Annotated in this window: 23 protein-coding genes and 1 pseudogene; 15 read left to right on the top strand and 9 right to left on the bottom strand. The window is 71.1% G+C overall.

The features are described 5' to 3' along the window. The first annotated feature begins 108 nt into the window (after positions 1-108). Positions 109-804 (top strand): methyltransferase domain-containing protein, encoded by a 696-nt coding sequence (locus tag ACFFC4_RS03585; RefSeq protein WP_375497859.1) that lies wholly within the window; start codon positions 109-111, stop codon positions 802-804. Here ACFFC4_RS03585 and ACFFC4_RS03580 read toward each other — a convergent pair. Together ACFFC4_RS03580 and ACFFC4_RS03575 are read right to left on the bottom strand one after the other, a co-directional pair. Then, the gene (locus tag ACFFC4_RS03580) at positions 752-1,255 is read right to left on the bottom strand and encodes a TrmH family RNA methyltransferase (RefSeq protein WP_375497857.1); all 504 of its coding nucleotides are present in this window, start codon (positions 1,253-1,255) and stop codon (positions 752-754) included. The genes ACFFC4_RS03585 and ACFFC4_RS03580 overlap by 53 nt on opposite strands. After that, complete coding sequence (locus ACFFC4_RS03575; protein ID WP_375497855.1) at positions 1,252-2,091, bottom strand: PaaX family transcriptional regulator C-terminal domain-containing protein; 840 nt, start codon at positions 2,089-2,091, stop codon at positions 1,252-1,254. Before ACFFC4_RS03575 ends, ACFFC4_RS03580 begins: the two co-directional genes overlap by 4 nt. Before the next feature lie 14 nt (positions 2,092-2,105). On the opposite strand from ACFFC4_RS03575, the gene ACFFC4_RS03570 reads away from it, so the two are divergent. Together ACFFC4_RS03570 and ACFFC4_RS03565 are read left to right on the top strand one after the other, a co-directional pair. After that, entirely contained in the window at positions 2,106-2,954 is an 849-nt protein-coding gene (locus tag ACFFC4_RS03570; protein WP_375497853.1) for an amidohydrolase family protein, read from the top strand. Next, on the top strand, positions 2,951-4,441 hold the full coding sequence (locus ACFFC4_RS03565; protein ID WP_375497851.1) for a DHA2 family efflux MFS transporter permease subunit: 1,491 nt from the start codon (positions 2,951-2,953) through the stop codon (positions 4,439-4,441). The genes ACFFC4_RS03570 and ACFFC4_RS03565 overlap by 4 nt, the downstream gene beginning before the upstream one ends. A 3-nt stretch (positions 4,442-4,444) precedes the next feature. On the opposite strand, the gene ACFFC4_RS03560 is transcribed toward ACFFC4_RS03565, so the two are convergent. Next, on the bottom strand, positions 4,445-5,023 hold the full coding sequence (locus tag ACFFC4_RS03560) for a TetR/AcrR family transcriptional regulator (protein WP_375497849.1): 579 nt from the start codon (positions 5,021-5,023) through the stop codon (positions 4,445-4,447). Between the two features lie 53 nt (positions 5,024-5,076). Here ACFFC4_RS03560 and ACFFC4_RS03555 point away from each other — a divergent pair. Beyond that, positions 5,077-5,355 (top strand): annotated as a pseudogene (locus ACFFC4_RS03555) (3-beta hydroxysteroid dehydrogenase); the annotation flags it as partial. A gap of 50 nt (positions 5,356-5,405) precedes the next feature. Here ACFFC4_RS03555 and ACFFC4_RS03550 read toward each other — a convergent pair. The 4 genes from ACFFC4_RS03550 to egtA form a co-directional block, all read right to left on the bottom strand. Further along, complete coding sequence (locus ACFFC4_RS03550) at positions 5,406-6,173, bottom strand: lysophospholipid acyltransferase family protein (protein WP_375497847.1); 768 nt, start codon at positions 6,171-6,173, stop codon at positions 5,406-5,408. Between the two features lie 72 nt (positions 6,174-6,245). Further along, positions 6,246-6,953, bottom strand: coding sequence for an ergothioneine biosynthesis protein EgtC (gene egtC / locus ACFFC4_RS03545; RefSeq protein ID WP_375497845.1), 708 nt, complete (start codon positions 6,951-6,953; stop codon positions 6,246-6,248). Beyond that, complete coding sequence (gene egtB / locus ACFFC4_RS03540; RefSeq protein ID WP_375497843.1) at positions 6,946-8,223, bottom strand: ergothioneine biosynthesis protein EgtB; 1,278 nt, start codon at positions 8,221-8,223, stop codon at positions 6,946-6,948. Before egtB ends, egtC begins: the two co-directional genes overlap by 8 nt. Then, positions 8,216-9,502: an ergothioneine biosynthesis glutamate--cysteine ligase EgtA gene (gene egtA / locus ACFFC4_RS03535; protein ID WP_375497841.1), complete on the bottom strand. Its 1,287-nt coding sequence runs from the start codon at positions 9,500-9,502 to the stop codon at positions 8,216-8,218. The genes egtB and egtA overlap by 8 nt, the downstream gene beginning before the upstream one ends. A gap of 305 nt (positions 9,503-9,807) precedes the next feature. Between egtA and ACFFC4_RS03530 the strand changes: the two genes are divergently transcribed. The 3 genes from ACFFC4_RS03530 to ACFFC4_RS03520 all read left to right on the top strand — a co-directional run bounded on the left by ACFFC4_RS03530 (position 9,808) and on the right by ACFFC4_RS03520 (position 14,284). Beyond that, positions 9,808-11,433 carry an alpha/beta hydrolase gene (locus ACFFC4_RS03530; protein ID WP_375497839.1) on the top strand — a complete coding sequence of 542 codons (1,626 nt, stop codon included), beginning with the start codon at positions 9,808-9,810 and terminating at the stop codon, positions 11,431-11,433. Positions 11,434-11,467: 34 nt separating this feature from the next. After that, the gene (locus ACFFC4_RS03525) at positions 11,468-12,811 is read left to right on the top strand and encodes an amidase (RefSeq protein WP_375497838.1); all 1,344 of its coding nucleotides are present in this window, start codon (positions 11,468-11,470) and stop codon (positions 12,809-12,811) included. 108 nt (positions 12,812-12,919) lie between these two features. Next, a complete protein-coding gene (locus ACFFC4_RS03520) occupies positions 12,920-14,284 on the top strand; it encodes an aspartate aminotransferase family protein (protein WP_375497836.1) in 1,365 nt (454 codons plus the stop codon). A gap of 4 nt (positions 14,285-14,288) precedes the next feature. On the opposite strand, the gene ACFFC4_RS03515 is transcribed toward ACFFC4_RS03520, so the two are convergent. Then, positions 14,289-14,675: a hypothetical protein gene (locus ACFFC4_RS03515; protein ID WP_375497834.1), complete on the bottom strand. Its 387-nt coding sequence runs from the start codon at positions 14,673-14,675 to the stop codon at positions 14,289-14,291. A gap of 17 nt (positions 14,676-14,692) precedes the next feature. Beyond that, positions 14,693-15,739, bottom strand: a complete 1,047-nt coding sequence (locus tag ACFFC4_RS03510) for a helix-turn-helix domain-containing protein (protein ID WP_375497832.1) — start codon at positions 15,737-15,739, stop codon at positions 14,693-14,695. Between the two features lie 192 nt (positions 15,740-15,931). Here ACFFC4_RS03510 and ACFFC4_RS03505 point away from each other — a divergent pair, with 192 nt between their 5' ends. From ACFFC4_RS03505 to purM, 8 genes are read left to right on the top strand one after another with little or no spacing between them, the layout of a single operon-like run. Next, complete coding sequence (locus ACFFC4_RS03505) at positions 15,932-16,834, top strand: phosphoribosylaminoimidazolesuccinocarboxamide synthase (RefSeq protein ID WP_375497830.1); 903 nt, start codon at positions 15,932-15,934, stop codon at positions 16,832-16,834. 45 nt (positions 16,835-16,879) lie between these two features. Continuing rightward, on the top strand, positions 16,880-17,449 hold the full coding sequence (locus tag ACFFC4_RS03500; RefSeq protein WP_375497828.1) for an NADPH-dependent FMN reductase: 570 nt from the start codon (positions 16,880-16,882) through the stop codon (positions 17,447-17,449). 37 nt (positions 17,450-17,486) lie between these two features. Next, complete coding sequence (gene purS, locus ACFFC4_RS03495; protein ID WP_375497826.1) at positions 17,487-17,720, top strand: phosphoribosylformylglycinamidine synthase subunit PurS; 234 nt, start codon at positions 17,487-17,489, stop codon at positions 17,718-17,720. Between the two features lie 23 nt (positions 17,721-17,743). Then, entirely contained in the window at positions 17,744-18,421 is a 678-nt protein-coding gene (purQ, locus tag ACFFC4_RS03490) for a phosphoribosylformylglycinamidine synthase subunit PurQ (protein ID WP_375497824.1), read from the top strand. Beyond that, the gene (purL, locus tag ACFFC4_RS03485) at positions 18,418-20,688 is read left to right on the top strand and encodes a phosphoribosylformylglycinamidine synthase subunit PurL (RefSeq protein ID WP_375497822.1); all 2,271 of its coding nucleotides are present in this window, start codon (positions 18,418-18,420) and stop codon (positions 20,686-20,688) included. Before purQ ends, purL begins: the two co-directional genes overlap by 4 nt. 7 nt (positions 20,689-20,695) lie before the next feature. Next, positions 20,696-21,457, top strand: coding sequence for a sterol carrier family protein (locus ACFFC4_RS03480; protein WP_375497820.1), 762 nt, complete (start codon positions 20,696-20,698; stop codon positions 21,455-21,457). 30 nt (positions 21,458-21,487) lie between these two features. Next, positions 21,488-23,014 carry an amidophosphoribosyltransferase gene (gene purF / locus ACFFC4_RS03475; protein WP_375497818.1) on the top strand — a complete coding sequence of 509 codons (1,527 nt, stop codon included), beginning with the start codon at positions 21,488-21,490 and terminating at the stop codon, positions 23,012-23,014. Next, positions 23,011-24,099, top strand: coding sequence for a phosphoribosylformylglycinamidine cyclo-ligase (gene purM / locus ACFFC4_RS03470; protein WP_375497816.1), 1,089 nt, complete (start codon positions 23,011-23,013; stop codon positions 24,097-24,099). The genes purF and purM overlap by 4 nt, the downstream gene beginning before the upstream one ends. The last annotated feature ends 10 nt before the right edge of the window (positions 24,100-24,109 follow it).

Raw genomic sequence — 24,109 nt, 5'->3', positions numbered from 1 at the left:
GCCTGCGCCGTCGATCAGGTTTGCGCGCCGAGTGTTCGGTGGACGCGCCCCAAACCGACCACACGACGCGCAGGCCCGATCAACACGCCCGCCCCCTACCCTGACGCGGTGCGGCAGGTCATCGGGAAGCGGACGCTCGACCTCGACGCCGCTGATTTCGCCGCGCTGCGGGCGCCGTACGAACGCCTGGTCGTCGATCTCGGTACCGGCGACGGCAAGCACGTCCTGGCCGTGGCCCGCGCGCATCCCGACACCCTCGTCGTCGGGGTCGACGCCAGCCCCGACGCGATGCGCAAGACAGCGTTCCGCGCGGCGCAGAAGCCGGCGAGGGGCGGGACGCCGAACGCGATGTTCGTCTGGGCGTCGGCCGAGCAGCTACCGCCGGAACTCGACGGGATCGACGAACTGCACGCCCTCATGCCGTGGGGCAGCCTGCTGCGCACGCTCACCCTGACTGAGCAGAGCAATGCTCTGCTCAGTGTGGGTGAGCGCTGCCGCACCGGGGCGACGTTCTTGATCACGCTGAATCTGCACGCCTGGCGCCCGCCCGTGCCCGAGGTCGGTGATGCACCCGAGCCCACGCCGGACAGCGCGCGCACCGACCTGGCGGTGGAATACGAAAAGGCCGGCTGGCACCTCGACGACGTGCATTACGCCGACGACGCAGAACTCGCGGCCTACGGCACGTCCTGGACCAAGCGCCTCGGCTCGACGCGCGACGAGCTGGCCGTTCTCACCCTGCGCTGGACGATCAACCGGGGTACTGACGGCAGTACTCGTAGAGCGCCATCGACGTCGCGGTAGCCACGTTGTACGAGTACGGCAACCCCCAGACCGGGATCTCGACGCAGTCGTCCATCAGGGCCAGCTCGTCCTCGGTCAGCCCGGCCCGCTCGTTGCCGATCACCAGCGCCGTCCGTCGCTGGAACGCGTAGTGGTGCAGGTCGGCGGAGTTCGTCGTCTGCTCGAGCCCGACCAGCCGGTAGCCGTCGGCGCGCAGTGTCCTGAGGACCGGCGCGAGCGAGTTGCGCACCTCGAGCTGCACCTGCTCGGCACCGTCACGGGCGATCGTCCGGTCCAGCTTGGCGTGCCCGCACACGATCATCCGATGCACGCCACAGCACCCGGCCGTCCGCGCGATCGTCGAGAGGTTGACGTTGCTGCGCATGGGCGCGCACGCTACGACCAGCTCGCGCGGGGCGTCCAGCGGCGACGGTGGCCGGTGCCGCACCTGCTCGAACCCGGAAGAGGTCACGTCTCTAGCGCCTGCCACGCCGCCCGGGCATCGGCGGCCCAGTCGGCATGCCGCCGGGCGAACAGCGACGCCGCCGTCACCCCGCTCCACGGCGCGGGCAGCAGCTCGTCGGGCAGCAGGGGGTCGATCCACGGAAAGCGTCGCCAGGCATGGACAAGCTCGACCGTCGATACCAGCGGGTCGCCCGCGATCGGTGCCGAGAACCGGGTGATGAAGTCCTCGTACGCGGTCTCGATCGCCTCGAGGTCCCAGGCCTGGCGCACCAGCTCGGTCAGTCGACCTCGCCCCTGATGGGTGGCCACGAATACCTGCGCCTCGCTCAGCAGGCCGGCCTCCACCAGGGCGATCTCGACCTCGGGAACGCGATCGGCATGCGTGCTCACCCAGACTCCCGGCGCCGGACTGCCCAGCCCGGCCCAGGTCAGCCGGGTGCGCAGCAGGTGCCGGGTGGGTCGCTCGGTCTCCGGCGTCCGGGCCAGGACGAGCAGCCACCGACCGTCCCACCCGCTGGACGCACCGGTGAAGCAGTAGATGCGCTCGGTGCCCTCGACGAGCAGCTGGTGCGCGGACGGCGTCAGCGTCCAGCGGGTCCGTCGCCCGACCCGCTCGGAGACCAGGAAACCGTCGCTCGCCGTGCGCATCAACGCCTGGCGGATCGCCTTCTCCTCGACGCCCAAGCGGGCGAAGATGTCGATGAACGACGACGTCCACGCTGTGCCCCCGCTGGGCAGGACGAACTCGCCCAGCACCGTGAACAGCTGCCCGCGCGCGCTGTCGGACCCGGCGGCGTGCCGCCGCGAGATCGTCGGTGCCGTCGGGGAACTCACAAGGGACATGCTACGAATGGCCCGTGCTCGACGGCCGGCCCCTCATCGACGTCCACCTGCACCCCGCCCGCAAGAGCAGTTTGAAGATGGATTGGGCGACGTGGGTGCAGAACTTCGATTCCCCCGAGATCCAGGACGTCTACCGCGACGACGGCACGGTCGACGCGGTGCGGTTCGACCTGCTGCTCGCCGCCCAGGGCGTGGACGCCGCTGTGGTGCTGGCCGAATACAGCCCGCGCGTCACCGGCCTGCAGACCGCCGAGGACATGGCTGCCCTCGCCGGCCCGCGCGTGCACTTCGCGGCCAGCCTCAACCCGCACCTGCACCACCCCGTCGAGGACGAGCTGGCCCGCCAGCTCGATCTCGGGGCGGTCGCGCTGAAGGTGCACCCTGTGCACGGCGGGTTCCCGGTCAACCACCGCGCGTTGTACCCGGCGTACGCGATGTTGCAGGAGCGCGGGCTGCCGCTCGTCGTGCACTGCGGCACCTCGACATTCCCCGGCGCACTGAACCAGTACGGCGATCCCGTCCTGATCGACGACCTGCTGCGCGACTTCCGCCGCCTTTCCATCGTGCTCGCGCACGGCGGGCGCGGCTGGTGGTACGACGCCGCGGCGTTCCTCGCGCTGGCCAACGAGCACGTCTGGATCGAGCTGTCGGGCCTGCCACCCAGCCGGCTGCAGACGTACTACGCGCGGCACAGCTGGCCCCGCCTCACCCGCAAAATGATCTTCGGGACGGACTGGCCGGGCATTCCCGGCATCGCGATCAACGCCCGCGCCGTCGCCGCCCTGTGCACCGACGACGAGACGGCCGAGCTCGTCCTGGCCGGGAACGCGCAGCGCGTCTACGGGCTCATCCCCGCCGAATGACGCAGCCGGCGGCCCCGGGGTTGGTCCTGAAATCCGGGCAGGGACGAGGCGTCCTGGCCGCCACCATCCTGGGCAGTGGCATGGCCCAGCTCGACGGGACGGTGGTCAACGTCGCGCTGCCCCGGATCGGGCGTGACCTCGACGCCGGACTCACCGCGCTGCAGTGGACGGTCAATGCCTACACACTGACCCTCGCCGGGCTGCTGCTGCTCGGCGGCTCCCTCGGCGACCGGCTGGGACGCCGCCGGGTGTTCGTCCTCGGCGTCATCTGGTTCACCGCTGCCTCGGCCGGCTGCACGCTGGCGCCCGAGCCCGCGACGCTCATCGCGATGCGCGCCCTGCAGGGCGTGGGGGCCGCGCTGTTGACGCCCGGTTCGCTGGCCATCCTCGAGGCGGTGTTCCGGCGCGAGGACCGTGCCGCCGCCGTCGGGTCGTGGTCCGGGTTGGGCGGCATCGCCACCGCCATCGGCCCGGTGCTCGGCGGCGTCCTTGTCGGCGTCGCGCCATGGGGTTGGCGACTCGTGTTCCTGATCAACGTGCCGATCGCGGCCGTGGTCATCACGCTCGCGTCCCGGTACGTGCCCGAGACCCGCGACGACGAGGCCACCGGACGTCTCGACGTCGGCGGCGCGGTCTTGGCCGCAACCGGATTGGCGCTCACGGTGTACGCGCTCACCGAGGGACCGGCCCAGCACTGGCCGACGACGCTCGTGGTCTGCCTGGTCGCCGGGATCGTGGTGCTGGCCGCGTTCGTCGTGGCCGAGGCCCGCGAGAGCCACCCGATGATGCCGCTGAGCCTGTTCCGCGACCGCGAATTCACTGCGGCCAACCTCGTCACGTTCGTCATGTACGGCGCGCTCGGCGGCGCGTTGTTCCTCGTCCCCGTCCAGCTGCAACGGGTGTCCGGGTACGCGCCGGTCGAGGCCGGCAGCGCGCTGTTGCCCATCACCGCGGTGATGTTGCTGCTGTCGGCGCGCATGGGCCGGCTCGCGCAACGCATCGGGCCGCGCTGGCCGATGACTATCGGACCGATCGTCGCCGGGGCCGGTTTGGCGATGCTGACCCGCGTGGGCGCGCACGCCTCCTATGTCACCGATCTGCTGCCGGCACTGCTCGTGTTCGCTCTCGGGCTGTCGGCCACGGTCGCACCGCTGACCGCTACCGCCCTTGCCTCGGCACCGGCCCGGCAGGTCGGGGTCGCGTCGGCGGTGAACAACGACATCGCCCGCGTCGCCGGCCTGCTGGCCGTGGCCGTCCTGCCGGGAGTCGCGGGCATCACGCCAGCCGCCTACGACCACCCCGCGCAGCTGTCCGACGGGTTCCACCACGCGGTGCTGATCGCTGCCGCGCTGGCCGTGCTCGGTGGCCTGCTGTCGGCTGTGCTCGTGCGCCGCGAAGCCGTCAGCACCGAGACCACCGCTCCCACGCTCGACGGAACGCCATCGTGCGCCGCCTGCCCCATCCTGGCCCCGCACGCCGGCGCCTGAGGCTCACCCCAGTGAGGTGCTGGCCGCCCGCAACTCGTCCAGCGCCGCAATGGCGTGCTTCGCGAGCCCGTCCTCAGCAGCATGGTCGCCCTCGGACCATTCGGCGTAGCCGCGCTTGAAGGCGAGCACGCCCAACTCCGCGGCCAGGTGCGCGGTCGGGTCGGGGACTCCCCGGGTCAGCAGGGCCGTCGCCATGGCCGCGGCGAGGCCGACGCTCTTGAGCGCGTCGCGCTCCTGCAGTTCGGTGCTCGAGGCGACGGCGGCCTTCAGGCGTGGGCCGAGCTCGCGGTTCGCCGGCCCCATGGTGTTCGACGCCCGCTCCAGGCCGGCGGCGACGGCCTCGAGCGGCGTCACGCCCTCGGGCGCGTCGGCGATGCCTTCGGCAAGCAACCGGCACAGCGCATCCTGACCCGCCACCAAGAGCTCGCGCTTGTCAGGGAAGTGCCGGAAGAAGGTGCTCTTGGTGACGCCCGCTCGCTCGGCGATCTGCGCGATGGTCGTGGCGTCGTAACCCTGCTCGCCGAAGAGGTCGACCGCAGCCACGACGAGCCGCTCGCGCGCTCCCGGTTCCCACCGCCCCATGTCGTCATCCTAAGTGACGGCACCTTTGTCCCGTCACCCTGCTACTGTGACGTACCGCGATCCGCCTGCCGCGGACCGGCCACAACAGGGGCGAGGGCGGCTTCGCCGGTCTGCTGAGCGACATCGCCCGCGGCACGGGAGTGTCCGGGTACCCGGGCGACGGCACGCAGCGCTGGCCTGCCGGTCGAATCGGTGCCGGCGGAGTCGTTCGGTCCGCTCGGGCGATCTTCGCCATGGATCAACCGTCGTCGGGCGCCCATGCCCGCGAGGCGCTCGGCTGGCGCCCGACCCACCCGAAGCTGCTCGACGACCTCGAGAACCTCGAGCCGTGATCGGTCCGTCGCCGGGTCGCGCCGCGCCGGACGCGCACCGGCGTAGTGGGTCAGGACGCCTTGCGTAGGCGCCGCTCGTTCGCCGCCCGCTCGAGCTCAGCGGCAACCTCGAGGGTGGGCGCGCTGCCACCGGCCACGGCCGGCACCCACCAGCGGTCGGCGTCGTCGCGGGGTTGGTCGGGGTAGGTCCGCCAGGCCTCGACCAGCAGGTCGTCCATCCGGCGCCGCAGCTCTGCGTCGATCTTGACGGGATCGTCGTCAGCCCGGGCGATGATGGGCTCGCCGACTGCGATGACGATGGCCTTGCCGCGCCGCACGCTGTAGTGCTTGTCGACGGTGAAGGTGCGCTGCGGTGCCCACAGCACGACCGGGATCAGCGGCACCTGCTCGCGGACGGCAAGTGTCGCGGCGCCGAGTTTGAACGATTTCAGCGTGAACGAGCGTGAGATCGTCGCCTCGGGGAAGACGCCGACGAGCTGGCCGTCGGCCAGCGCCCGTGCCGCCTTGCGGTAGGCGGCCGCGCCGCTCGCCCGATCGACGGGGATGTGCCCCATCGCGCGCATCAGCGGGCCGGCCACCCGGTGGTCGAACACCGACGTCTTGGCCATGAACCGGATCAGCCGCCGGCGCCGCGACCCGGCCAGCCCGACGAACGTGAAGTCCAGGTAGCTGAGGTGGTTGCAGGCCAGCACCGCAGGACCGTCCGACGGGATCGATGACGAGCCCCGCACCTCCAACCGCAGGCCGAGCACCCGGAACAGCGCCTTGAAGGCGCGGATGACCCAGCGGTAGAACCGATCGTGCGGGTACGCGCTCACCCAGCGCACCCGCTCATCCCCGGCAGGCTAGCCCGCCGGGACCGCCAAGGACAGGGCGAAGCCGTCGGCCCATCAGCGGTCCTCGAGGTCCGTGACGCTGATTGGCCGGGCGCCATTCACCGACGGACCCACCTCGATCAGGTGGTGATCGGGCACGTCGATCCAGCGGGGGTCGTCGTCCCAGGGCTCGCTGGCGACCACGACGCCGTCGGGCTCGACGAGGTAGCTCAGCTCGTCGCCCCAGGTGAGCCCGACGATGCGGGTGCCGTCGGTCATCAGCAGGTTGAGGTAGGCGTCCGGGTCGGCGCGCGCAACATCACGCACGGTGTCCACGACGCGGTCGACGCCGGCCGCGAACACGTGCGCAGCAAGGATCGCGGAGTCGCACGTGGATTCAGCGTCAAGCCGCGGAGGCAGCGCCGCCCGCGACACCCGCCCGTTGTGCGACAGCAGCCAGGTGCCGTCGGTGAAGGGCGCCGCGGCGGTCTCGTCCAGCGGCATGCCGATCGTCGCCGAGCGCACGGCCGCGAGCACCGAGCCCGACGCCAGCACCGGCGCCAGCGAGGCGAACGACGACTCACCCCACAGCGGCCGGCTCGAGCGCCAGCGCCGCACCTGCCCTGCGTCGTCGTGGAACCCGACACCCCAGCCGTCGGCGTTGACGACGCCACGCTTCTGCCGACGGGGCGCGTAGGACTGGTGCAGCAGTCCGGCCGGTGGGTCGAGCACGAGCGAGGCAACCGACCGCGGCGCCCCCAGCCAGGCCAGGTGCCTACACATCGACGTCCCAGGCAAGCCGAAACCCGCTGAAGATCTGTCGACGGATCGGCAGGTCCCAGTTGCGCAGCGACGGACGGACCGCGGCCGCGTCCACGGCCCACGACCCGCCCCGCAGTACCCGGAAGTCGCCACCGAAGAACGGCGCGCTGTACTGCGCGTAGAGCATCGGGACGAAGCCGGGCCACGCCTCGAAGCCCGAGGACGTCCATTCCCACACGTCGCCGATCAGCTGCTCGACGCCGTACGCCGACGCTCCGCCGGGATACGCGCCCACCTCGGCCGGGCGCAGCGCTGTGCCGCCCAGGTTGGCCAGCGCCGGCGTCCAGTCCGACGCCCCCCACGGCCAGCGGCGCCGCTCGCCACGGTCGGGGTCCCACGCGCACGCCTTTTCCCACTCCTGCTCAGTGGGCAACCGGGCGCCGGCCCAGGCCGCGTAGGCCTCGGCCTCGTGGCAGCAGACGTGCTGCACCGGCTCGTCCTCGGGCAGGTCCTCGACGGTGCCGAAACGCACCCGCGCGGCACCGTCGGCCGTCCAGAACTGCGGTCCGACCAGACCGGCCGACACCCGGTGCGCCCAGCCGACCGTGGACCACCAGCGCGGCTCGTCGTAGCCGCCGTCGGCGACGAAGCGGCGGTACTCGCCGTTGGTCACCGGCACCCGCCCGATGCGGAAGGCCGGCAGGTCGACGACGTGCGCAGGCCGTTCGTTGTCGAGCGAGAACGGCTCGTCGGCGGCATCGACGCCGAGGACGAACTCGCCCGCGGGCACGAGCACGCCGTCGTGCGGCACCGGTCGACCGGCCGGCACCGGCGTCCCGGCGCCCAGGATCGGCGCGCCGTCGCGCAGCTGGTGGGTGGCCAGCATCGTCTCGACGTGCATCTGCTCGTGCTGCTCGACCATCGCGAACGGGAACAGCGCCGACGCGTCGTCGGGCGTGCGCTCGAGCGCGTCGAACACCCTTCCGCGGACGTCGCCGAGGAAGCCGCGCGCCTCGACGGCCGAGAGCAGCGGCAGGTCGACGCGGGTCGCCCGCGGGTTCTCGAACGCGTCGTACAACCGCTCGACGGCCCGGGGCAGGACGCCCTGTGCCGCGGCGTTCCCGCCGCGCAGCAGCCAGAGGTCCTCCTGCTGGCCGATGTGCGCGAGGTCCCAGACCAGCGGGCTCATCAGCGGGCTGTGCTGACGGGTGAGCTCGCCGTCGTCGAACTCGGTCAATGCGGCGGTGCGCTGCCGGGCCCGCTCGAGGCCACGGACGGTGTCGTCACGCACGGGCTTCCTCCACGAGTGCGGTGAGCGGGTCGGCGGCGGCAGCTCGCTCGCGCACCTCGTCGCCCGGGGTGCGGCCGCCGGCTACCAGCCCGGCGTAGGCGTCGATGCGGTCATGCAGCTCGGGTGGGCTGTGCCGGACCGCGATGTCGACGCACGAGATGGCTGCGACATGCAGGGGGCGGTCGGCCAGGCCCGCGCGCGCGGCGGTGACCCAGGCGTCGCGGACGGGCGCGCACGCCTCGGCCGCTTCGTCAGCAGCCGCCGGGTCGTCGATCAAGACGGCGGTGATGCCGGCCAGGGCGGGCCACCACCGGTCGGGGACAGCGTCCAGGCAACGCAGCTCCAGGTAGCCGCGCGGCCGGATCGGCGGGAATAGCGTGGTCAGGTGGTAGTCGAGGTCGACGATGCGCGGCGGCCGGTCGACGGGCGCGTGGCCGGCCAGCCAGTCGGCGAACGTGGCACCGGTGGTCACCGGCCGGGTCACGCCGCCGTCGCGGACGAGCATGAGCGGCGCGTCGAGTGCGTAGTCGGCCCAGGCCTGCGCAGGATCGGCCCCGGCGACGGGCGCGGTGCGGCCCTGATCGATGCCGTGCCACGCTTGCTGACGCATCGAGTGCCAGCCCGACGCCGCCCCGGCCAGCAGGGGCGAGCATGCCGAGATCGCGACGAGCACCGGCCCCAGGTCGCGGATGCGGCTCGTCCGCTCGGCCCAGTTGTGGCGGGGGCCGGCGTCGAGGTTGATCTGCAGGGCGGCGGTGGCCGTCATCATGGCCAACCCGGCGTCGGCGCAGCCACGGGCCGCGAAGTGACGTGCCATCGCCACATAGCGCTCGTTGGGGTTGATCCGCCGTACCTCGCGAGCCGGGTCGGTGCCCAATGGCGCCGCGCCCAGCCCGACCACCAGCAAGGCCTCCCGCAGCACGAAGCGGTCGGCCTCCAGCGCGGCCACCGAGCCGGCAATCCCACGCACGGGCGGCGTCGACAGCTCGATCTGGCCGCCGGGCTCCAGCGTCACGCTGCTGCCGGACGGCATGGCGGGCAGTCCCGCTACGACGTCCTGGATCCGGTCCCACCCCGGCCGCTGCGCCGGATCCGCAAGGTCGACCAGGTGCAGTTCCAGCTCTAGGCCGACCAACCCGGAACCCGCCGGCGTCCCGGCCAAGGCGGTGTCGGCGACGTGCGCCCGTGCGGTAGCCAGCGGGTCGACGCTCAGGTGCAACGGGTCGGTGTCGGTGCACGTCGCGGGGCATGCCGCGGCCGCCGAGATTTCGACGCTCAAGAGGTGCCCCCTCCAGGTCCGGACCGGCCGCACTGGGTGCGACCGCGGGTCGGTGCGGGGGCGGCCATGGTGCGGCCGTCCTCGTACTGCGTGAGTGTTACTGGTGCCACGGATTCATCGTGTTCCGCACTTCAGTGTGGCTCACGCATTCGCGTACGGCCAACCCGGCTCGAAGCCTGGCTTCCGACCTCCGACGGGTGAATCGCTTCACTCTCGAGGGCATGGGCACCGCGTCTCGAATGTGGCCCTTGTCCACCTAGCAGATTCAGGACACACTCACACTCCCCGCACATTCAGGAGCCTCCTTGCGCAAGCTGATCGCTGTGGTGTCGGCCGTGGTGGCCGCCGCCGCGCTGACCACCGTCCCCAACGTTGCGCAGGCTGGACCTGCGGCGCCCAGCGTCCGCACCCCGGCGGTCTACCAACCACCGGCCATCGCCTGGCACGCCTGTTCCGATGACGTGTTGAAGAAGCTCGGCGCCCAGTGCGGGTACCTCACGGTGCCGCTGGACTATGCGTTCCCGGAAGGTCGGAAGATCAAAATCGCGGTGTCGCGGCTGCTGCACAAGAGCCGCGCCGCGAGCTACCAGGGGGCAATGTTCACCAACCCCGGCGGCCCGGGTGGTTCCGGCCTCGACCTAGTGGTCCTGGCGCAGTTCGTCCCGGGGCACGTCGGTGACGACTACGACTGGTATGGCTTCGACCCGCGAGGTGTCGGTGCAAGCATCCCGTCGCTGACCTGTGACGCGAAGTTCTTCAAGGGTGATCGGCCGTCCTACGAGCCGAAGACCTCGGCAGCCTACGAAGCTTGGATCAAGCGCTCGAAGGCGTACGCCGCCGCGTGCGCCAAGTCGCCCGGGCACGCACTGTTCAACCACGTCACGACGACCGACAGCGTTGCGGATATGGAGAGCCTGCGCCGGGCGATCGGCCGTCGGCAGATCAATTACTACGGTTTTTCCTACGGCACCTACCTGGGCACGGTGTACGCGAGCCTGCACCCCAGCCGAGTCCGCCGCTTCGTGCTCGACAGCACGGTCGACCCGCGCGGCGTTTGGTACAAGGGCAACCTCGACCAGGACGTCGCCTTCCAGAAGACCTTCCGGATCTACCTGCGCTGGCTGGCGAAGTACCACAGCGTCTACCACGTCGGTAAGACGTACCAGGCGGTCCGCGCGAAGTACCTGGCCACGATCGACAAGCTCGACCGGCACGCCGCAGGCGGTGTCCTGGGCGGCGACGAACTCATCGACGACTTCACTTCGGCCGGTTATTACGTCTACGGCTGGGAGGACATCGCAAAGGCGTACTCGGCCTATCTCAACCACAACAATCCGAAGCCGCTGATCAAGCTGTACACCGACGCCAACTCCACTGCGCCCGGTGGCGACAACGAGTACGCGCTCTACCTGGGCACCCAGTGCACCGACGCACAGTGGCCGCCCAGCCAGAGCAAGCTCAACGCCGACAGCCGGCGCCTGAACAAGAACTACTTCTACCTCACCTGGTCCAACGCCTGGTTCAACGGCCCGTGCGCCTACTGGCACTTCCCGAGCCGGGTGCACGCGTTCTCCGTCACGGCCAACGTCGTCAAGTCCAAGATCCTGATGATCGACGAGACCTTCGACCCGGCCACGCCGTACGAGGGCAGCCTTTACGTCCGCAAGCTGTTCCCGGGGGCTTCGCTGATCGAGGGCAAGGACGGCACCACGCACGCCGGCTCGCTCAGCGGCGTCGCGTGCACCGACGTGGCGATCGCGACATACCTGGCGACGGGCAAGACGCCGGCGCGGCGCAGCGGGAACCGGTCGGACAAGGTCTGTCCTCCGGTGCCGAAACCGAACCCGCTGGCGCGCTCCGCCGCGTCGACAGGCAACGCCGCCCGCAGCGCCGTGCTGCTGAAGGTGCTGACCGAGGCGCAGCTCCGCTGACAGGTGGTCATCGCCCGGCCGATACGGTCGGGCGATGACCACTGCCCCGACCGCTGTTGGTATCGCGGCCGACGTGCGCGCCGGGCGGCTCACCGCGCGGACCGCGGTCGAGCAGAGCCTGTCGCGCATCGAGGACACGGCACACCTCAATGCCTGGCAACGGGTACGCGTCTTCGCAGCCCTGCGCGAGGCCGACGAGGTCGACGCTCGGCTCGACCGTGGCACGTTGCCGTTGGCCGGCGTACCGGTGGCGATCAAGGACAACGTCGCGGTCGCGGGCGAACCGCGCCGCAACGGCTCCCTGGCCACTGCCGAGGATCCGCAGCCGGTCGATCACGAGATCGTTCGGCGCTTGCGGGAGGCCGGGGCGATCGTCGTCGGCACGACCCGAGTGCCTGAGCTCTGCGTGTTCGGCACGACCGATTCGACGTTCGGCATCACCCGCAACCCGTGGAATACCGACCGCACCTCCGGGGGCTCGTCGGGTGGGTCCGCGGCCGCCGTCGCGGCCGGCGCGGTGCCGGTGGCGCACGGCAACGACGGCATGGGCTCGATCCGGATCCCGGCCGCCTGCTGCGGGCTGGTCGGCATCAAGCCCGGTTCCGGCGTCGTGCCCCGCGACCTCGGCAGCGGCTGGTTCGGCATGGCCGAGAACGGGCCGCTCGCCACGACGGTGGCCGACGCTGCGCTCGTGCTGGCGGTACTCGCCGACCGGCCGGAGCTGGCCACGCCACCTCACCCCGGTCGGTTGCGCGTCGCAGTCTCGACCGCCGTACCCATGACCGGAACGCCGCTGGCGAACGAGTGGCGCGACGTCGCCCACCTGATCGGCGAGGTGCTGCACGGCGAGGGACACGTGGTCGAGCCGGCCGATCCGCACTACGGCCAGCTGATCGCCCTGTCCGAACTGGCCCGCTGGACGGCCGGTACCGAACTCGACGCCCGGTTAACCCGCGACCGCGACCAGCTGGCCGTGCGCACCGCCCGGCACGCCGCGGCCGGTCGGGCGCTGCTCGGGCTGGGCTTCCCGCACGAGCGCGGCCGCCGTCGCTGGCTGCACCGGGCCGAGCGGTTCTTCGCCGATCACGACGTCCTGCTCACCCCGGCGCTGGCGCAGTCACCGCCGCCGGCTCGGGCGTGGGCCGAGCGCGGTTGGCTGGCCAACGTCTGGTCGAACTCGCGTTACGCGCCGTTCGCCGCGCCGTGGAACCTCGCGGGGTGGCCGGCCATGACCGTGCCCGCCGGACTCGACGCGGACGGCCTGCCGCTCGCCGTCCAACTCGTCGGCAAGCCCGGCGCCGAGGCGCAGCTGCTTGCCCTGGCAGCTCAGCTGGAGCGGGTCCGGCCGTGGCCACGCACGGCACCGGTCACTGGCTGACCCTGGCAGGGAAAAACCGACGCAAACCCCCGACGGGGTGTGCCGCGGCCCGGCCGGACGTGGCAGGGTCGGGACACCCCAGAACGATGACTGCTCAAAGGATCCCGAATGTCCGACCTCGCCGGCCTGCCCCGCGACGACGCCAGCGTCCGCCTGCTCGACCGCACCCACGTCTTCCACTCCTGGTCGGCGCAGGCCCTGATCGACCCCCTGCCCATCGCCAGCGCGCAGGGCTCGTACTTCGCCGACTACGAGGGCCGGCGTTACCTCGACTTCTCCAGCCAGCTGGTCAACGTCAACCTCGGCTACTCGCACCCGCGGATGATCGCCGCGATCGCCGAGTACGCGCAGCGGTTCACGACCATCTCGCCGGCCTTCGCCAACGACGCGCGCAGCGAGGCGGCACGGCTCATCGCCGAGGTCTCGCCGCCCGCGCTGAATCAGGTGTTCTTCACCAACGCCGGCGCCGAGGCCAACGAGAACGCGATTCGCCTGGCACGGCTGCACACCGGACGCAGCAAGATCCTGGCCGCCTACCGCAGCTATCACGGCGCCACGCACGCCTCGATCGCCCTCACCGGTGACCCGCGTCGCTGGGGCAGCGAGCCCGGCGCCATCCCGGGCGTCGTGCACTACTGGGGCCCGTATCCGTACCGCTCGCCGTTCCACTCCGACTCCCCCGAGCAGGAGACCGAGCGCGCGCTCCAGCACCTGCGCGAGACGATCATGGTCGAGGGCGCGCAGACCATCGCCGCGATCATCCTCGAGCCCGTCGTGGGCACCAACGGCATCCTGGTGCCACCGCCCGGTTACCTCGAGGGCGTGCGGCAGATCTGCGACGACACCGGCATTCTGCTGATCAGCGACGAGGTCATGGCCGGCATGGGCCGCTGCGGGGAGTGGTGGGCCGTCGATCACTGGAACGTCGAGCCCGACCTCATCACCTTCGCAAAGGGCATCAACTCCGGCTACGTGCCGCTCGGCGGCGTCGTCATCTCCGACGAGATCGCCGAGACGTTCGCCCGCCGCGTCTACCCGGGTGGGCTCACCTACTCCGGTCACCCGCTGGCGTGCGCGAGCGCCGTCGCGTCGATGACGATCTTCCGCGACGAGAAGATCCTGGAGAACGTCCGCACGCTCGGTCAGGACGTCGTCGAACCGGAGCTCGCGAAGATCGCCGCGAAGCACCCGTCGGTGGGTGAGGTGCGTGGGCTGGGGATGTTCTGGGCGCTCGAACTCGTCCGCGACCGCGCCACCCACGAGCCGCTCGTCCCGTTCAACGCCGCCGGCGAGGCGGCGGCGCCGATGAACGCGTTTGCCGCGGCCTGCAAAGAGCGCGGCCTGTGGCCGTTCGTCCACTTCAACCGCACACATGTGGTGCCGCCGTGCACGGTCAGCGCCGACGAGCTGCACGAGGGCCTGGCCATCCTCGACGAGGCGCTTGACGTCGCCGACAGCTACACGGTTACCTGATCAACTACACCGGCGCCTGATCCACCGGTATGACGTGCAGCCGCACGTCCGCGCGTACCTGCTGTTCAACGAGCTGCTGGTTCAGGATCTTCAGCGTCTGGTCGTAGACGATGCGCCGGGTCAGAGCCGGCGCCAGCGAGCCGGCGAGCCCCGCCAGCCTCCCGCGGGTGGCGGCGAGTTCGCGGACGTTGAGGATCTCGATGCTGATCAGCCGACGGACGCTGCCGGTCGCCGCGGGCGGCCGCGGGGTTCGCTCGAGCGTGGCCGCCGCGCTCGGGTCCACCCCGAGGGCCCGTTCGACGAGCCAGGACGGCGGCCGTGCCACCAGCACGACAAGTGCGGCAAGCGCCAGCACTGTCGTCCCCGCCAGGACGATCACCAGCGCGAGCACCGTGCGAGGCTACTGGTTCAGGACGGCGTCGGCGCGTCGGTGTGGCCGGCCCGGGCGGCGATCACCCCGGCCTGGAAGCGGCTGGACGCTCCCACCTGCAGCATGTAATCGGCGATGTGCCGGCGGCAGGTACGCACCGAGATCGACAGCCGGCGCGAGATGGCCTCGTCCTTCTCGCCCTCGGCCATCAGGCGCAGGATCGCTGCGCGGGTCTGGTCCAGGTCGGTTCTGTCATTACTGTCGGTACTGTCGGTACTGTCGCCGTGTTCATTGGCTTCGTTGTTCATGACCTCGTCCAGCGGCGAGGCCTCCGCCCAGAGCTGCTCGAAGGTGGCGATGACCCAGGCGATGACGTTGCGCTCGCGCACCACCGCCAGCCGCTGGCCGCCGGACTCCTCGGTGGGGATCGGCAACAGGGCCACCTCTCGGTCGATGACCAGGCCGCGGCCCGGCACCGACGGCGTCAACCGCACCCGCGCGCCGTTCTGGGCGAGCTCATTGAGATAGGACCTCGTGGCCCGGTCCTTCAGCGCGACGTACTGGTAGATCGCCCTGGTCTTGATCCCACGCCGCGAGGAGTAGACGTTGGCCATCCGGGTGCGCCCGTCGATGCGGGTGGCGGCCATCCGGCCGGGAGCGATGGACAGCAGCTCCTCGCTGCAGTAGTCGGCATAGTGCATGAAGACGTTGGCCATCGCGGTCGGGTCGGAGATCACGTCGACCGCGCCGTCGCTCACCCGCTCGGACAGTGCGGTGTTCCAGTCGGGGATCAGCTGACGGATGGAGTCACGTCGCTGTTCAACCGCGGCCCTGCGGGCGGCCAGCTCCAGGTCCTCGGCGCCCAGAACGGTCGCCTCGGCCAGCATCGGGCTGACCGCGCTGATCCGGTCGCTCGCCCCGATCCGCAGCAAGCCCATCTCGCCGAGCCGGGCCGCTGACTTTTCGATCGCGTCGGCTGACGTCTCCAGCCGCTGGGCGTACTCGGCGACAGCACGATTCGGCTCAGCGAGCACCGCGCGGTACAGCGCGCCGTCGAACTCCACCAGTTCGCCGAAATCGTTCATGGGCTCGGACTCGTTTCCTGCCGGGCTGCGGGGGACGTCGAGGTGCAGTCGACTTGTCTGTAACGACCGTCGCCAGGATCTTAGTTGTAGATCCGTCTCAAATCGGGAAAGGCATACTATGAGCGGGTGACGGCGTCTAGCGACTGGTGGTTCTAGCCATTCTCCCCCCGCTGGCTCTGCGAGGATCGGGGCGTGACTCCAACCGACGGCCTGACCCATGTGCACAGCGGCAAGGTGCGTGACCTCTACCGCACCGAGGACGGCCGCCTCATCATGGTGGCCAGCGACCGAATGTCGGCTTTCGACCACATCCTGGACAACCCGATCCCCGACAAAGGACGCATCCTCACCGCTATGTCGGTCTGGTGGTTCGACCGGCTGGCCGAGGTGGCGGCCAACCACCTGCACAGCTGGGACGACCCGCTCATCCCCGTGGCCTGGCGCGGGCGGGCGATCGTCTGCGAAGCCCTGCAGATGATCCCCGTCGAGGCAGTGGCCCGCGGGTACCTCACCGGGTCGGGCCTGCTGGACTACCGCGCCACCGGCGAGGTGTGCGGCGTGCCGCTGCCGGCGGGTCTCGTCGACGGCGACCGGCTGCCCGGGCCGATCTTCACGCCGGCCAGCAAGGCCGAACTCGGCGCGCACGACGAGAACGTCAGCTATGCAACTGTCGCCGCTCAGGTGGGCGAGACCACCGCTGCCGAACTGCGCGACGTGACGCTGCGCCTGTACACCACGGCCGCAGACGTCGCGCGCGAGCGCGGCATCATCCTGGCCGACACGAAGTTCGAGTTCGGGCGCACCGACCCGGACGGACCGCTCGTGCTGGGTGATGAGGTGCTCACTCCCGACTCGTCGCGGTTCTGGCCCGCCGGCGAGTGGGAGCCCGGTCACGCGCAGGCCAGCTTCGACAAGCAGTACGTGCGGGACTGGTTGCTCTCGCCGGAGTCCGGTTGGGACCGGCACGGCGGCACCCCGCCCCCGCCGCTGCCCGACGACGTCGTCGCGGCCACGCGCGCGCGGTACGTCGAGGCCTACGAACGGCTGACCGGGTTGTCCTTCGCCGAGTGGCCGGGCGGGGCTCGGCAGGCGTAGTACGCTCGAGGTTGATACGTCAACCTCGTCGTGTTCGGAGTTCCCATGCTGCTGCAGATCGTCATCGCCAGTACCCGCCCGGGCCGCATCGGAGCCGTGATCGGGGAGTGGTTCACCGGCGTCGCGAAGGAGCACGGCGGTTTCGATGTCGAGGTCACCGACCTCAAGACGCTCGACCTGCCCTTCCACGACGAGCCGGGGCACCCCATGAGCGGGAAGTACGAACACCAGCACACCAAGGACTGGAGCGCGACCGTCGCCCGCTCCGACGCTTTCGTGTTCGTCCTGCCCGAGTACAACCACGGGTTCAGCGCCCCGCTGAAGAACGCCATCGACTTTCTGCACCGCGAGTGGGCCTACAAGCCGGTCGGCTTCGTCAGCTACGGCGGCGTGGCCGGCGGCACGCGTGCGGTCCAAGGACTCAAAGAGGTGGTCACCACGCTGCGGATGACACCGGTCACCGAGGGTGTCGTCCTGCCCATGGTCCGCGGACTGCTCGACGACGAGGGCTTCCACCCGACCGAGCCCATCAGCCAGTCGGCGACCGCGGTCCTGGACGAGCTGGCCAAGGTGGCGCCCGCGCTGGCCACGATCCGCGGCGGCGCCGAACGCTAGGCTCGACCGGCCAGTACCGCCGCCCGAAGGAGTAGCCGTGGCCCGCGTGGTCGTCGACGTCGTGCTGAAGCCCGAGATCCTGGACCCCCAGGGCCAGGCGATCGTGGGCGCGCTCGGTCGACTGGGCATCGCCGGCGTCAACGGCGTTCGGCAGGGCAAGCACTTCGAACTCGACGTCGACGACGGGCTCGACGACGCCACCGTCACCCGGCTGGCCGACACGCTGCTGGCCAACCCGGTCATCGAGACATTCACCGTCCACCGGGAGTAATCGCCCCCGGTAGCCTGAACGCCGTGGCTCAACGCGTCGGTGTCGTGACCTTTCCGGGCAGTCTCGACGACCGCGACGCGCAGCGTGCGGTGCGGGTTGCGGGCGGCGAAGCGGTCCCGCTGTGGCACGCCGACCCTGCGCTGCGCGACGTCGACGCCGTGGTCCTGCCCGGCGGCTTCTCCTACGGTGACTACCTGCGCTGCGGAGCCATCGCCCGGCTCTCCCCGGTGATGGACTCAATCATCGCGGCTGCGCACGACGGCCTGCCGGTGCTCGGCATCTGCAACGGCTTCCAGGTGCTGTGCGAGGCCCACCTGCTGCCCGGTGCGCTCATCCGCAACGCGGCGCAACGCTTCGTGTGCATCGACCAGCGGCTACGCATCGAGAACGCGTCGACGGCCTGGACGTCGCAGTACCGGGCGGGTCAGGAGATCGTCGTGCCGCTCAAGAACATGGAGGGCGGCTACGTCGCCGACGCGCGCACCCTCGACGAGCTCGAGGCCGAGGGCCGCGTTGTGGCCCGCTACCTGGACCGCAATCCGAACGGCAGCCAGCGCGACATCGCCGGCATCACCAACGCGGCGGGCAACGTCGTCGGGCTGATGCCACACCCCGAGCACGCGATCGACGCGCTGACCGGTCCGGGCACCGACGGCCTCGGCTTCTTCCTCGCCCAGACCCTCGCCGCCGCAGCAGCATGATCGATTCGGTGGGCCGGGCCGAGCAGACGCCCGAGCAGGTCCAGCCGTTCAAGGAACTGGGCATGCGCGAGGACGAGTACCAGCGCGTCCGCGAGATCCTCGGCCGCCGGCCCACCAGCTCCGAGCTCGCGATCTATTCGGTGATGTGGAGCGAGCACTGCTCGTACAAGTCGTCGAAGGTCCATTTGCGTCAGTTCGGCGAGAAGAAGCCCGTAGGCACGGCTGGCAGCACAGCGCTGTTGGTGGGCATGGGCGAGAACGCGGGCGTGGTCGACGTCGGCGACGGCTGGGCCGTGACGTTCAAGATCGAGTCGCACAACCACCCGTCGTACGTCGAGCCGTACCAGGGCGCGGCGACGGGGGTGGGCGGCATCGTCCGCGACATCCTGACGATGGGATCGCGCCCGGTGGCGGTGCTCGACAGCCTGCGGTTCGGCCCCCTGCAGGCCGCCGACACGGGTCGCGTCCTGCCCGGTGTGGTCGCCGGCGTGGGCGGGTACGGCAACTGCCTGGGCCTGCCGAACGTCGGCGGCGAGGTCGTGTTCGACGAGAGCTACCTCGGCAACCCGCTTGTCAACGCGCTGTGTGTCGGCGTCCTGCGCGCCGACGGCATCAAGCTGGCCAAGGCCGACGGCCCGGGCAACAAGGTCGTGCTGTTCGGCGCGCGGACCGGCGGCGACGGCATCGGCGGCGCGTCCGTCCTGGCCAGCGCGAGCTTCTCCGACGGGGACGCCAAGCGCCCCAGCGTCCAGGTCGGCGACCCGTTCGCCGAGAAGGTGCTCATCGAGTGCTGCCTGGAGATCTTCGCCGCCGACCTGGTCGTCGGCATCCAGGATCTCGGTGCGGCCGGGCTGTCGTGCGCGACCACCGAGCTCGCCGCGGCTGGCACCGGCGGTATGGACGTCGACCTCGACGTCGTTCCGCTGCGCGACGACACGCTCGCTCCCGAGGAGATCCTCATGAGCGAGTCGCAGGAACGCATGATGGCCGTCGTCACGCCCGACAAGCTCGACGACTTCCTCGCGCTGTGCGGCAAGTGGGACGTCCTGGCCACGGTCATCGGCACCGTCACGGACAGCGGCCGGTTGCGGATGAGCTGGCGCGGCGAGCAGATCGTCGACCTCCCGCCGCGCACCGCCGCGCACGACGGCCCCGTCTACGAGCGGCCCGTCGAGCGCCCGCTCGACCAGGACGCCGTCATGCAGCACGACGGTGCCGGCCTGCCCCGGCCGCGCACGCCCGACGAGCTGCGCAGCACCGTCCTGCGTTTGGCCGCCTCGCCGAACCTGGCCGACAAGTCCTGGATCACCAACCAGTACGACCGCTACGTGCTCGGCAACACGGTGCTGGCCCAGCCCGCCGACGCCGGGATGATCCGCATCGACGACTCGAGCCCGCGCGGGCTCGCGCTGGCCACCGACGGCAACGGCCGCTACACCCGTCTCGATCCGTACACCGGCGCGCAGCTGGCCCTGGCCGAGGCCTACCGCAACGTGGCCACGACCGGGGCGCGACCGCTCGCCGTCACCAACTGCCTGAACTTCGGCTCCCCCGAGGACCCTGGCGTCATGTGGCAGTTCGCCGAAGCCGTTCGCGGCCTGGCCGACGGCTGCCAGGCACTGGGTACACCGGTCACCGGCGGCAACGTCAGCTTCTACAACCAGACGGGCACGACGCCGATCCTGCCCACCCCGGTGATCGGCGTGCTCGGCGTCATCGACGACGTCAGCCGGCGCATCGGCCAGGCGTTCCGCAGCGACGGCGCGGTGGTCCTGCTGCTCGGCGACACCCGTGACGAGCTCGGCGGCTCCGAGTGGGCGTACGCCATCCACGGCTTCCTGGGCGGACGGCCGCCGCAGGTCGATCTCGCGCGCGAGCAGTTGCTCGCCGACGTCCTGCTCGACGCCGGCGCCCAGGGGCTGCTGGATTCCGCCCACGACCTCGCCGACGGCGGCTTGTCGCAGGCTCTCGTCGAGTCCTGCCTGCTCGGCGATGCCGGTGTCCGCATCACGCTGCCCGACGGCACCGAGGGTCCGGACCCGTTCGTCTCGCTGTTCAGCGAGTCACCGGGACGGGTGCTGGTGAGTGTGACCCGCGCCGAGCACGGCCGCTTCGCCGAGCTGTGCGCCCATCGCGACCTGCCCTGCCGGCGGATCGGCACCGTCGACCTGCTCGCACCGGCCCTGGACGTGCAGCACCTGTTCCGTATCCCCTTGCGTGAGCTGCGCTCGGCGTGGACCTCGACGTTGCCGCGCCGCTTCGGTTGAGCCCTGCGTGAGCCAGCTCGCCGGGGTCGTCGAGTCCTTCGCCCGCCAATGCGTAGCGCTGGGTGATCGATTGGCCCAGCTCGACGAGGCAGGTTTCGCGGCACCGACCGCCCTGCCGGGGTGGGACGTCCGCACGCTGACCGGGCACGTGGTCGGCACCCGCGACGGGCTGGTGACGTACCTGGCGACCCGCTCCGATGCAGCTCCGTTGCCGGCCGAGCGCTACGTCCGGGCCTACGCCCCGGCAGCGGCCGACATCACAGCTGCTTCGGCCGCGGTCGGTGCGTCGAGCCCGCCGGCCGAGTTGATCGAGCGGTTGCGCGCCCCGCTATCGGTACCGGACGACGTCACCGACCGCACCGTCATCGCCGGACCACGCGGCCCGATCACCGCCCTGGACTTCGGCAGGCTTCGGGCGCTCGACGTCGTGGTGCACTGCGACGACCTGTCCCAGACGCTGCCCGAACCGCCGGTCGAGCTCGTGCGCCCGGCCCTGGCTACCGCCGTCCGCACGCTCGCCGAGCTGCTGGCGGCGCGCGCGCCCGGCCGCTCGGTCGAGGTCCGGGTGCCGCCGTTCGTGGCCGTCCAGGCGATCCCCGGGCCGCGGCACACGCGCGGCACGCCGCCGAACGTCGTGGAGACCGACGGCGTCACCTGGCTGCGCATCGCCACCGGCCGCCGCGGGTTCGCGGAGGCGGTGGCCGACGGCAGCGTCCGGGCCAGCGGGAACCGCGCCGACCTCACTGCGTACCTCCCACTCCTGGCCTGAGCTTCGCCCGCCCTCCCGTACAGTTGAGTCGTGGCCAGAGGCGACGGAAAACTGACCCATGACCTCTTCTCCGACGACAAGCGGCCCCAGGACGCGTGCGGCGTCTTCGGGGTCTGGGCGCCGGGTGAGCAGGTCGCCAAGCTGACCTACTTCGGGCTGTACGCCCTGCAGCACCGCGGTCAGGAAGCCGCCGGCATCGCCGTCAGCGACGGCAGTTCGCTGGTGGTCTACAAGGACCTCGGCCTGGTGTCACAGGTCTTCGACGAGGCCACCCTCGCCACCCTGCAGGGCCACATCGCGGTCGGCCACACCCGCTACTCCACCACCGGGTCGACGACGTGGGAGAACGCGCAGCCCAGCTTCCGCACCACGCCGGCCGGCACCGGCCTGGCCCTCGGCCACAACGGCAACCTGGTGAACACCGCCGAGCTCGCAGCCGAGGCGCGCGAGGCCGGCATCCGCAGCGCGATGGGCGCCACCACCGACTCCGAGCTGCTCACCGCGCTACTGGCCGCCCGGCCCGACGTCAGCGTCGAGCAGGCAGCCATGGACGTCCTGCCCAAGCTGCGCGGCGCGTTCTCGCTGTGCTTCATGGACGAGCACACGCTCTACGCCGCCCGTGACCCGCAGGGCGTTCGGCCGCTCGTGCTCGGTCGGCTCGAGCGGGGCTGGGTCGTCACCTCCGAGACCGCCGCCCTCGACATCGTCGGCGCCAGCTTCGTGCGCGAGATCGAGCCCGGCGAGCTCGTCGCCATCGACGCCGACGGCCTGCGCTCGCAGCATTTCGCCAACGCCGATCCCAAGGGCTGCATCTTCGAGTACATCTATCTGGCCCGCCCCGACACCACGATCGCCGGGCGCAGCGTGCACTCGGCGCGTGTCGAGATGGGCCGTCGCCTCGCCCGCCAGCACCCGGCCGAGGCCGACCTCGTCATCCCGGTGCCCGAGTCCGGCACGCCGGCAGCGATCGGCTATGCCGAGGAGTCCGGCATCCCGTACGGCGTGGGCCTGGTCAAGAACTCCTACGTCGGACGCACCTTCATCCAGCCGTCGCAAACCATCCGCCAGCTGGGCATCCGGTTGAAGCTCAACCCGCTGCGCGACGTCATCCGTGGCAAGCGGCTCATCGTTGTCGACGACACGATCGTGCGCGGCAACACCCAGCGCGCGCTGATCCGGATGCTGCGCGAGGCCGGCGCGGTCGAGGTGCACGTGCGCATCTCGGCGCCGCCGGTGAAGTGGCCCTGCTTCTACGGCATCGATTTCGCCTCGCGCGCCGAGCTGGTGGCCAGCGGCCTGGACGACGAGGGCATCCGCCGCTCGATCGGCGCCGACTCGCTCGGCTACGTCTCGCTCGAGAACACCGTGGCGGCCACCGAGCAGCCCAAATCGCGCCTGTGCAGCGCCTGCTTCGACGGCCACTACCCCATCGAGCTGCCCGACGCCATGGGCGGCAAGCACGTCCTCGAGGGCATCGAGAAGGCGGTCCAGCTGGCCGGTCGCGAGCCCGAACACAGCTCGGCGTACGCCGCTGAGGACGCCCTGACCCGCCCATGAGCTCAGCGAGACGGACGGGTTACGCCGCGGCCGGGGTCGACATCGAGGCGGGCGATCGGGCCGTCGAGCTGATGAAAGCGGCGGTCAAGCGCACCGACCGTCCCGAGTCCCTCGGTGGGCTGGGCGGGTTCGCCGGGCTGTTCCGCCTCGACCTGGCCAAGTACCCGCAGCCGGTACTCGCCAGTTCCACCGACGGCGTGGGCACCAAGCTGGCGATTGCGCAGGCCCTCGACCGGCACGACACCATCGGCATCGACCTGGTGGCCATGGTCGTCGATGACCTCGTGGTGGTCGGCGCCGAGCCCCTCGTGCTCACCGACTACATCGCTACCGGCAAGGTGGTGCCCGAGAAGATCGCTGCGATCGTGGGCGGCATCGCCGAGGGGTGCGTCCAGGCCGGCTGCGCGCTCGTCGGCGGGGAGACCGCAGAGCACCCGGGCGTCATGGCCGCCGACGACTACGACATCTGCGGCACGGGCGTGGGCGTCGTCAACGCCGACGCCGTGCTCGGGCCCGAGCGGGTGCAGCCCGGCGACGTGCTGATCGCGCTCGGCTCGTCGGGATTGCACTCCAACGGTTACTCCTTGGTCCGGCACGCGCTCTTCACGCAGGCCGGCCTGTCGCTCGACGCGACACCCGATGTCCTCGGCGGTCGCACCCTGGGCGACGAGCTGCTCGAGCCCACTCGCATCTACGCCCTGGACTGCCTGGCGCTCGCCGCCCACAGTGCGGCGCGGACGTTCGCGCACATCACCGGCGGCGGTCTCGCGGGCAACCTGGCCCGCGTAGTGCCCGACGGGCTGCACGCGGTGATCGACCGCGCGACCTGGAGCCCGCAGCCGGTGTTCGATCTCGTCCGGGCAGCCGGCGAGCTGTCACGCGCCGACCTGGAGCTTGCCTTCAACCTCGGGGTGGGCATGGTCGCCGTCCTGCCGCGTGCACGGGTGAGCGATGCCCTCGACCTGCTGGCTGCGCGTGGCGTCCCCGCCTGGCCGCTCGGCGACATCAGAAGGAACGGTGCACAGGGGAGCGAGACCGTCGTGCTGCATGCCGACTACGCCGGAGCGGCCGCCGAGTGGCGGTGACGGCTGTCCG

Source organism: uncultured Jatrophihabitans sp. (assembly GCF_964244045.1).
GTDB lineage: Bacteria > Actinomycetota > Actinomycetes > Mycobacteriales > Jatrophihabitantaceae > Jatrophihabitans.
Note: the sequence above shows the minus strand (reverse complement) of the source record. Positions and strands in the feature narration are given on the sequence as shown.

Coding starts and splice junctions, on each gene's coding strand:
- ACFFC4_RS03575 (WP_375497855.1), bottom strand. CDS start 2,091: ATGTCCCTTGTGAGTTCCCCGACGGCACCGACGATCTCGCGGCGGCAC.
- ACFFC4_RS03565 (WP_375497851.1), top strand. CDS start 2,951: ATGACGCAGCCGGCGGCCCCGGGGTTGGTCCTGAAATCCGGGCAGGGA.
- ACFFC4_RS03560 (WP_375497849.1), bottom strand. CDS start 5,023: ATGGGGCGGTGGGAACCGGGAGCGCGCGAGCGGCTCGTCGTGGCTGCG.
- egtC (WP_375497845.1), bottom strand. CDS start 6,953: ATGTGTAGGCACCTGGCCTGGCTGGGGGCGCCGCGGTCGGTTGCCTCG.
- ACFFC4_RS03525 (WP_375497838.1), top strand. CDS start 11,468: ATGACCACTGCCCCGACCGCTGTTGGTATCGCGGCCGACGTGCGCGCC.
- ACFFC4_RS03520 (WP_375497836.1), top strand. CDS start 12,920: ATGTCCGACCTCGCCGGCCTGCCCCGCGACGACGCCAGCGTCCGCCTG.
- ACFFC4_RS03510 (WP_375497832.1), bottom strand. CDS start 15,739: ATGAACGATTTCGGCGAACTGGTGGAGTTCGACGGCGCGCTGTACCGC.
- ACFFC4_RS03500 (WP_375497828.1), top strand. CDS start 16,880: ATGCTGCTGCAGATCGTCATCGCCAGTACCCGCCCGGGCCGCATCGGA.
- purL (WP_375497822.1), top strand. CDS start 18,418: ATGATCGATTCGGTGGGCCGGGCCGAGCAGACGCCCGAGCAGGTCCAG.
- purM (WP_375497816.1), top strand. CDS start 23,011: ATGAGCTCAGCGAGACGGACGGGTTACGCCGCGGCCGGGGTCGACATC.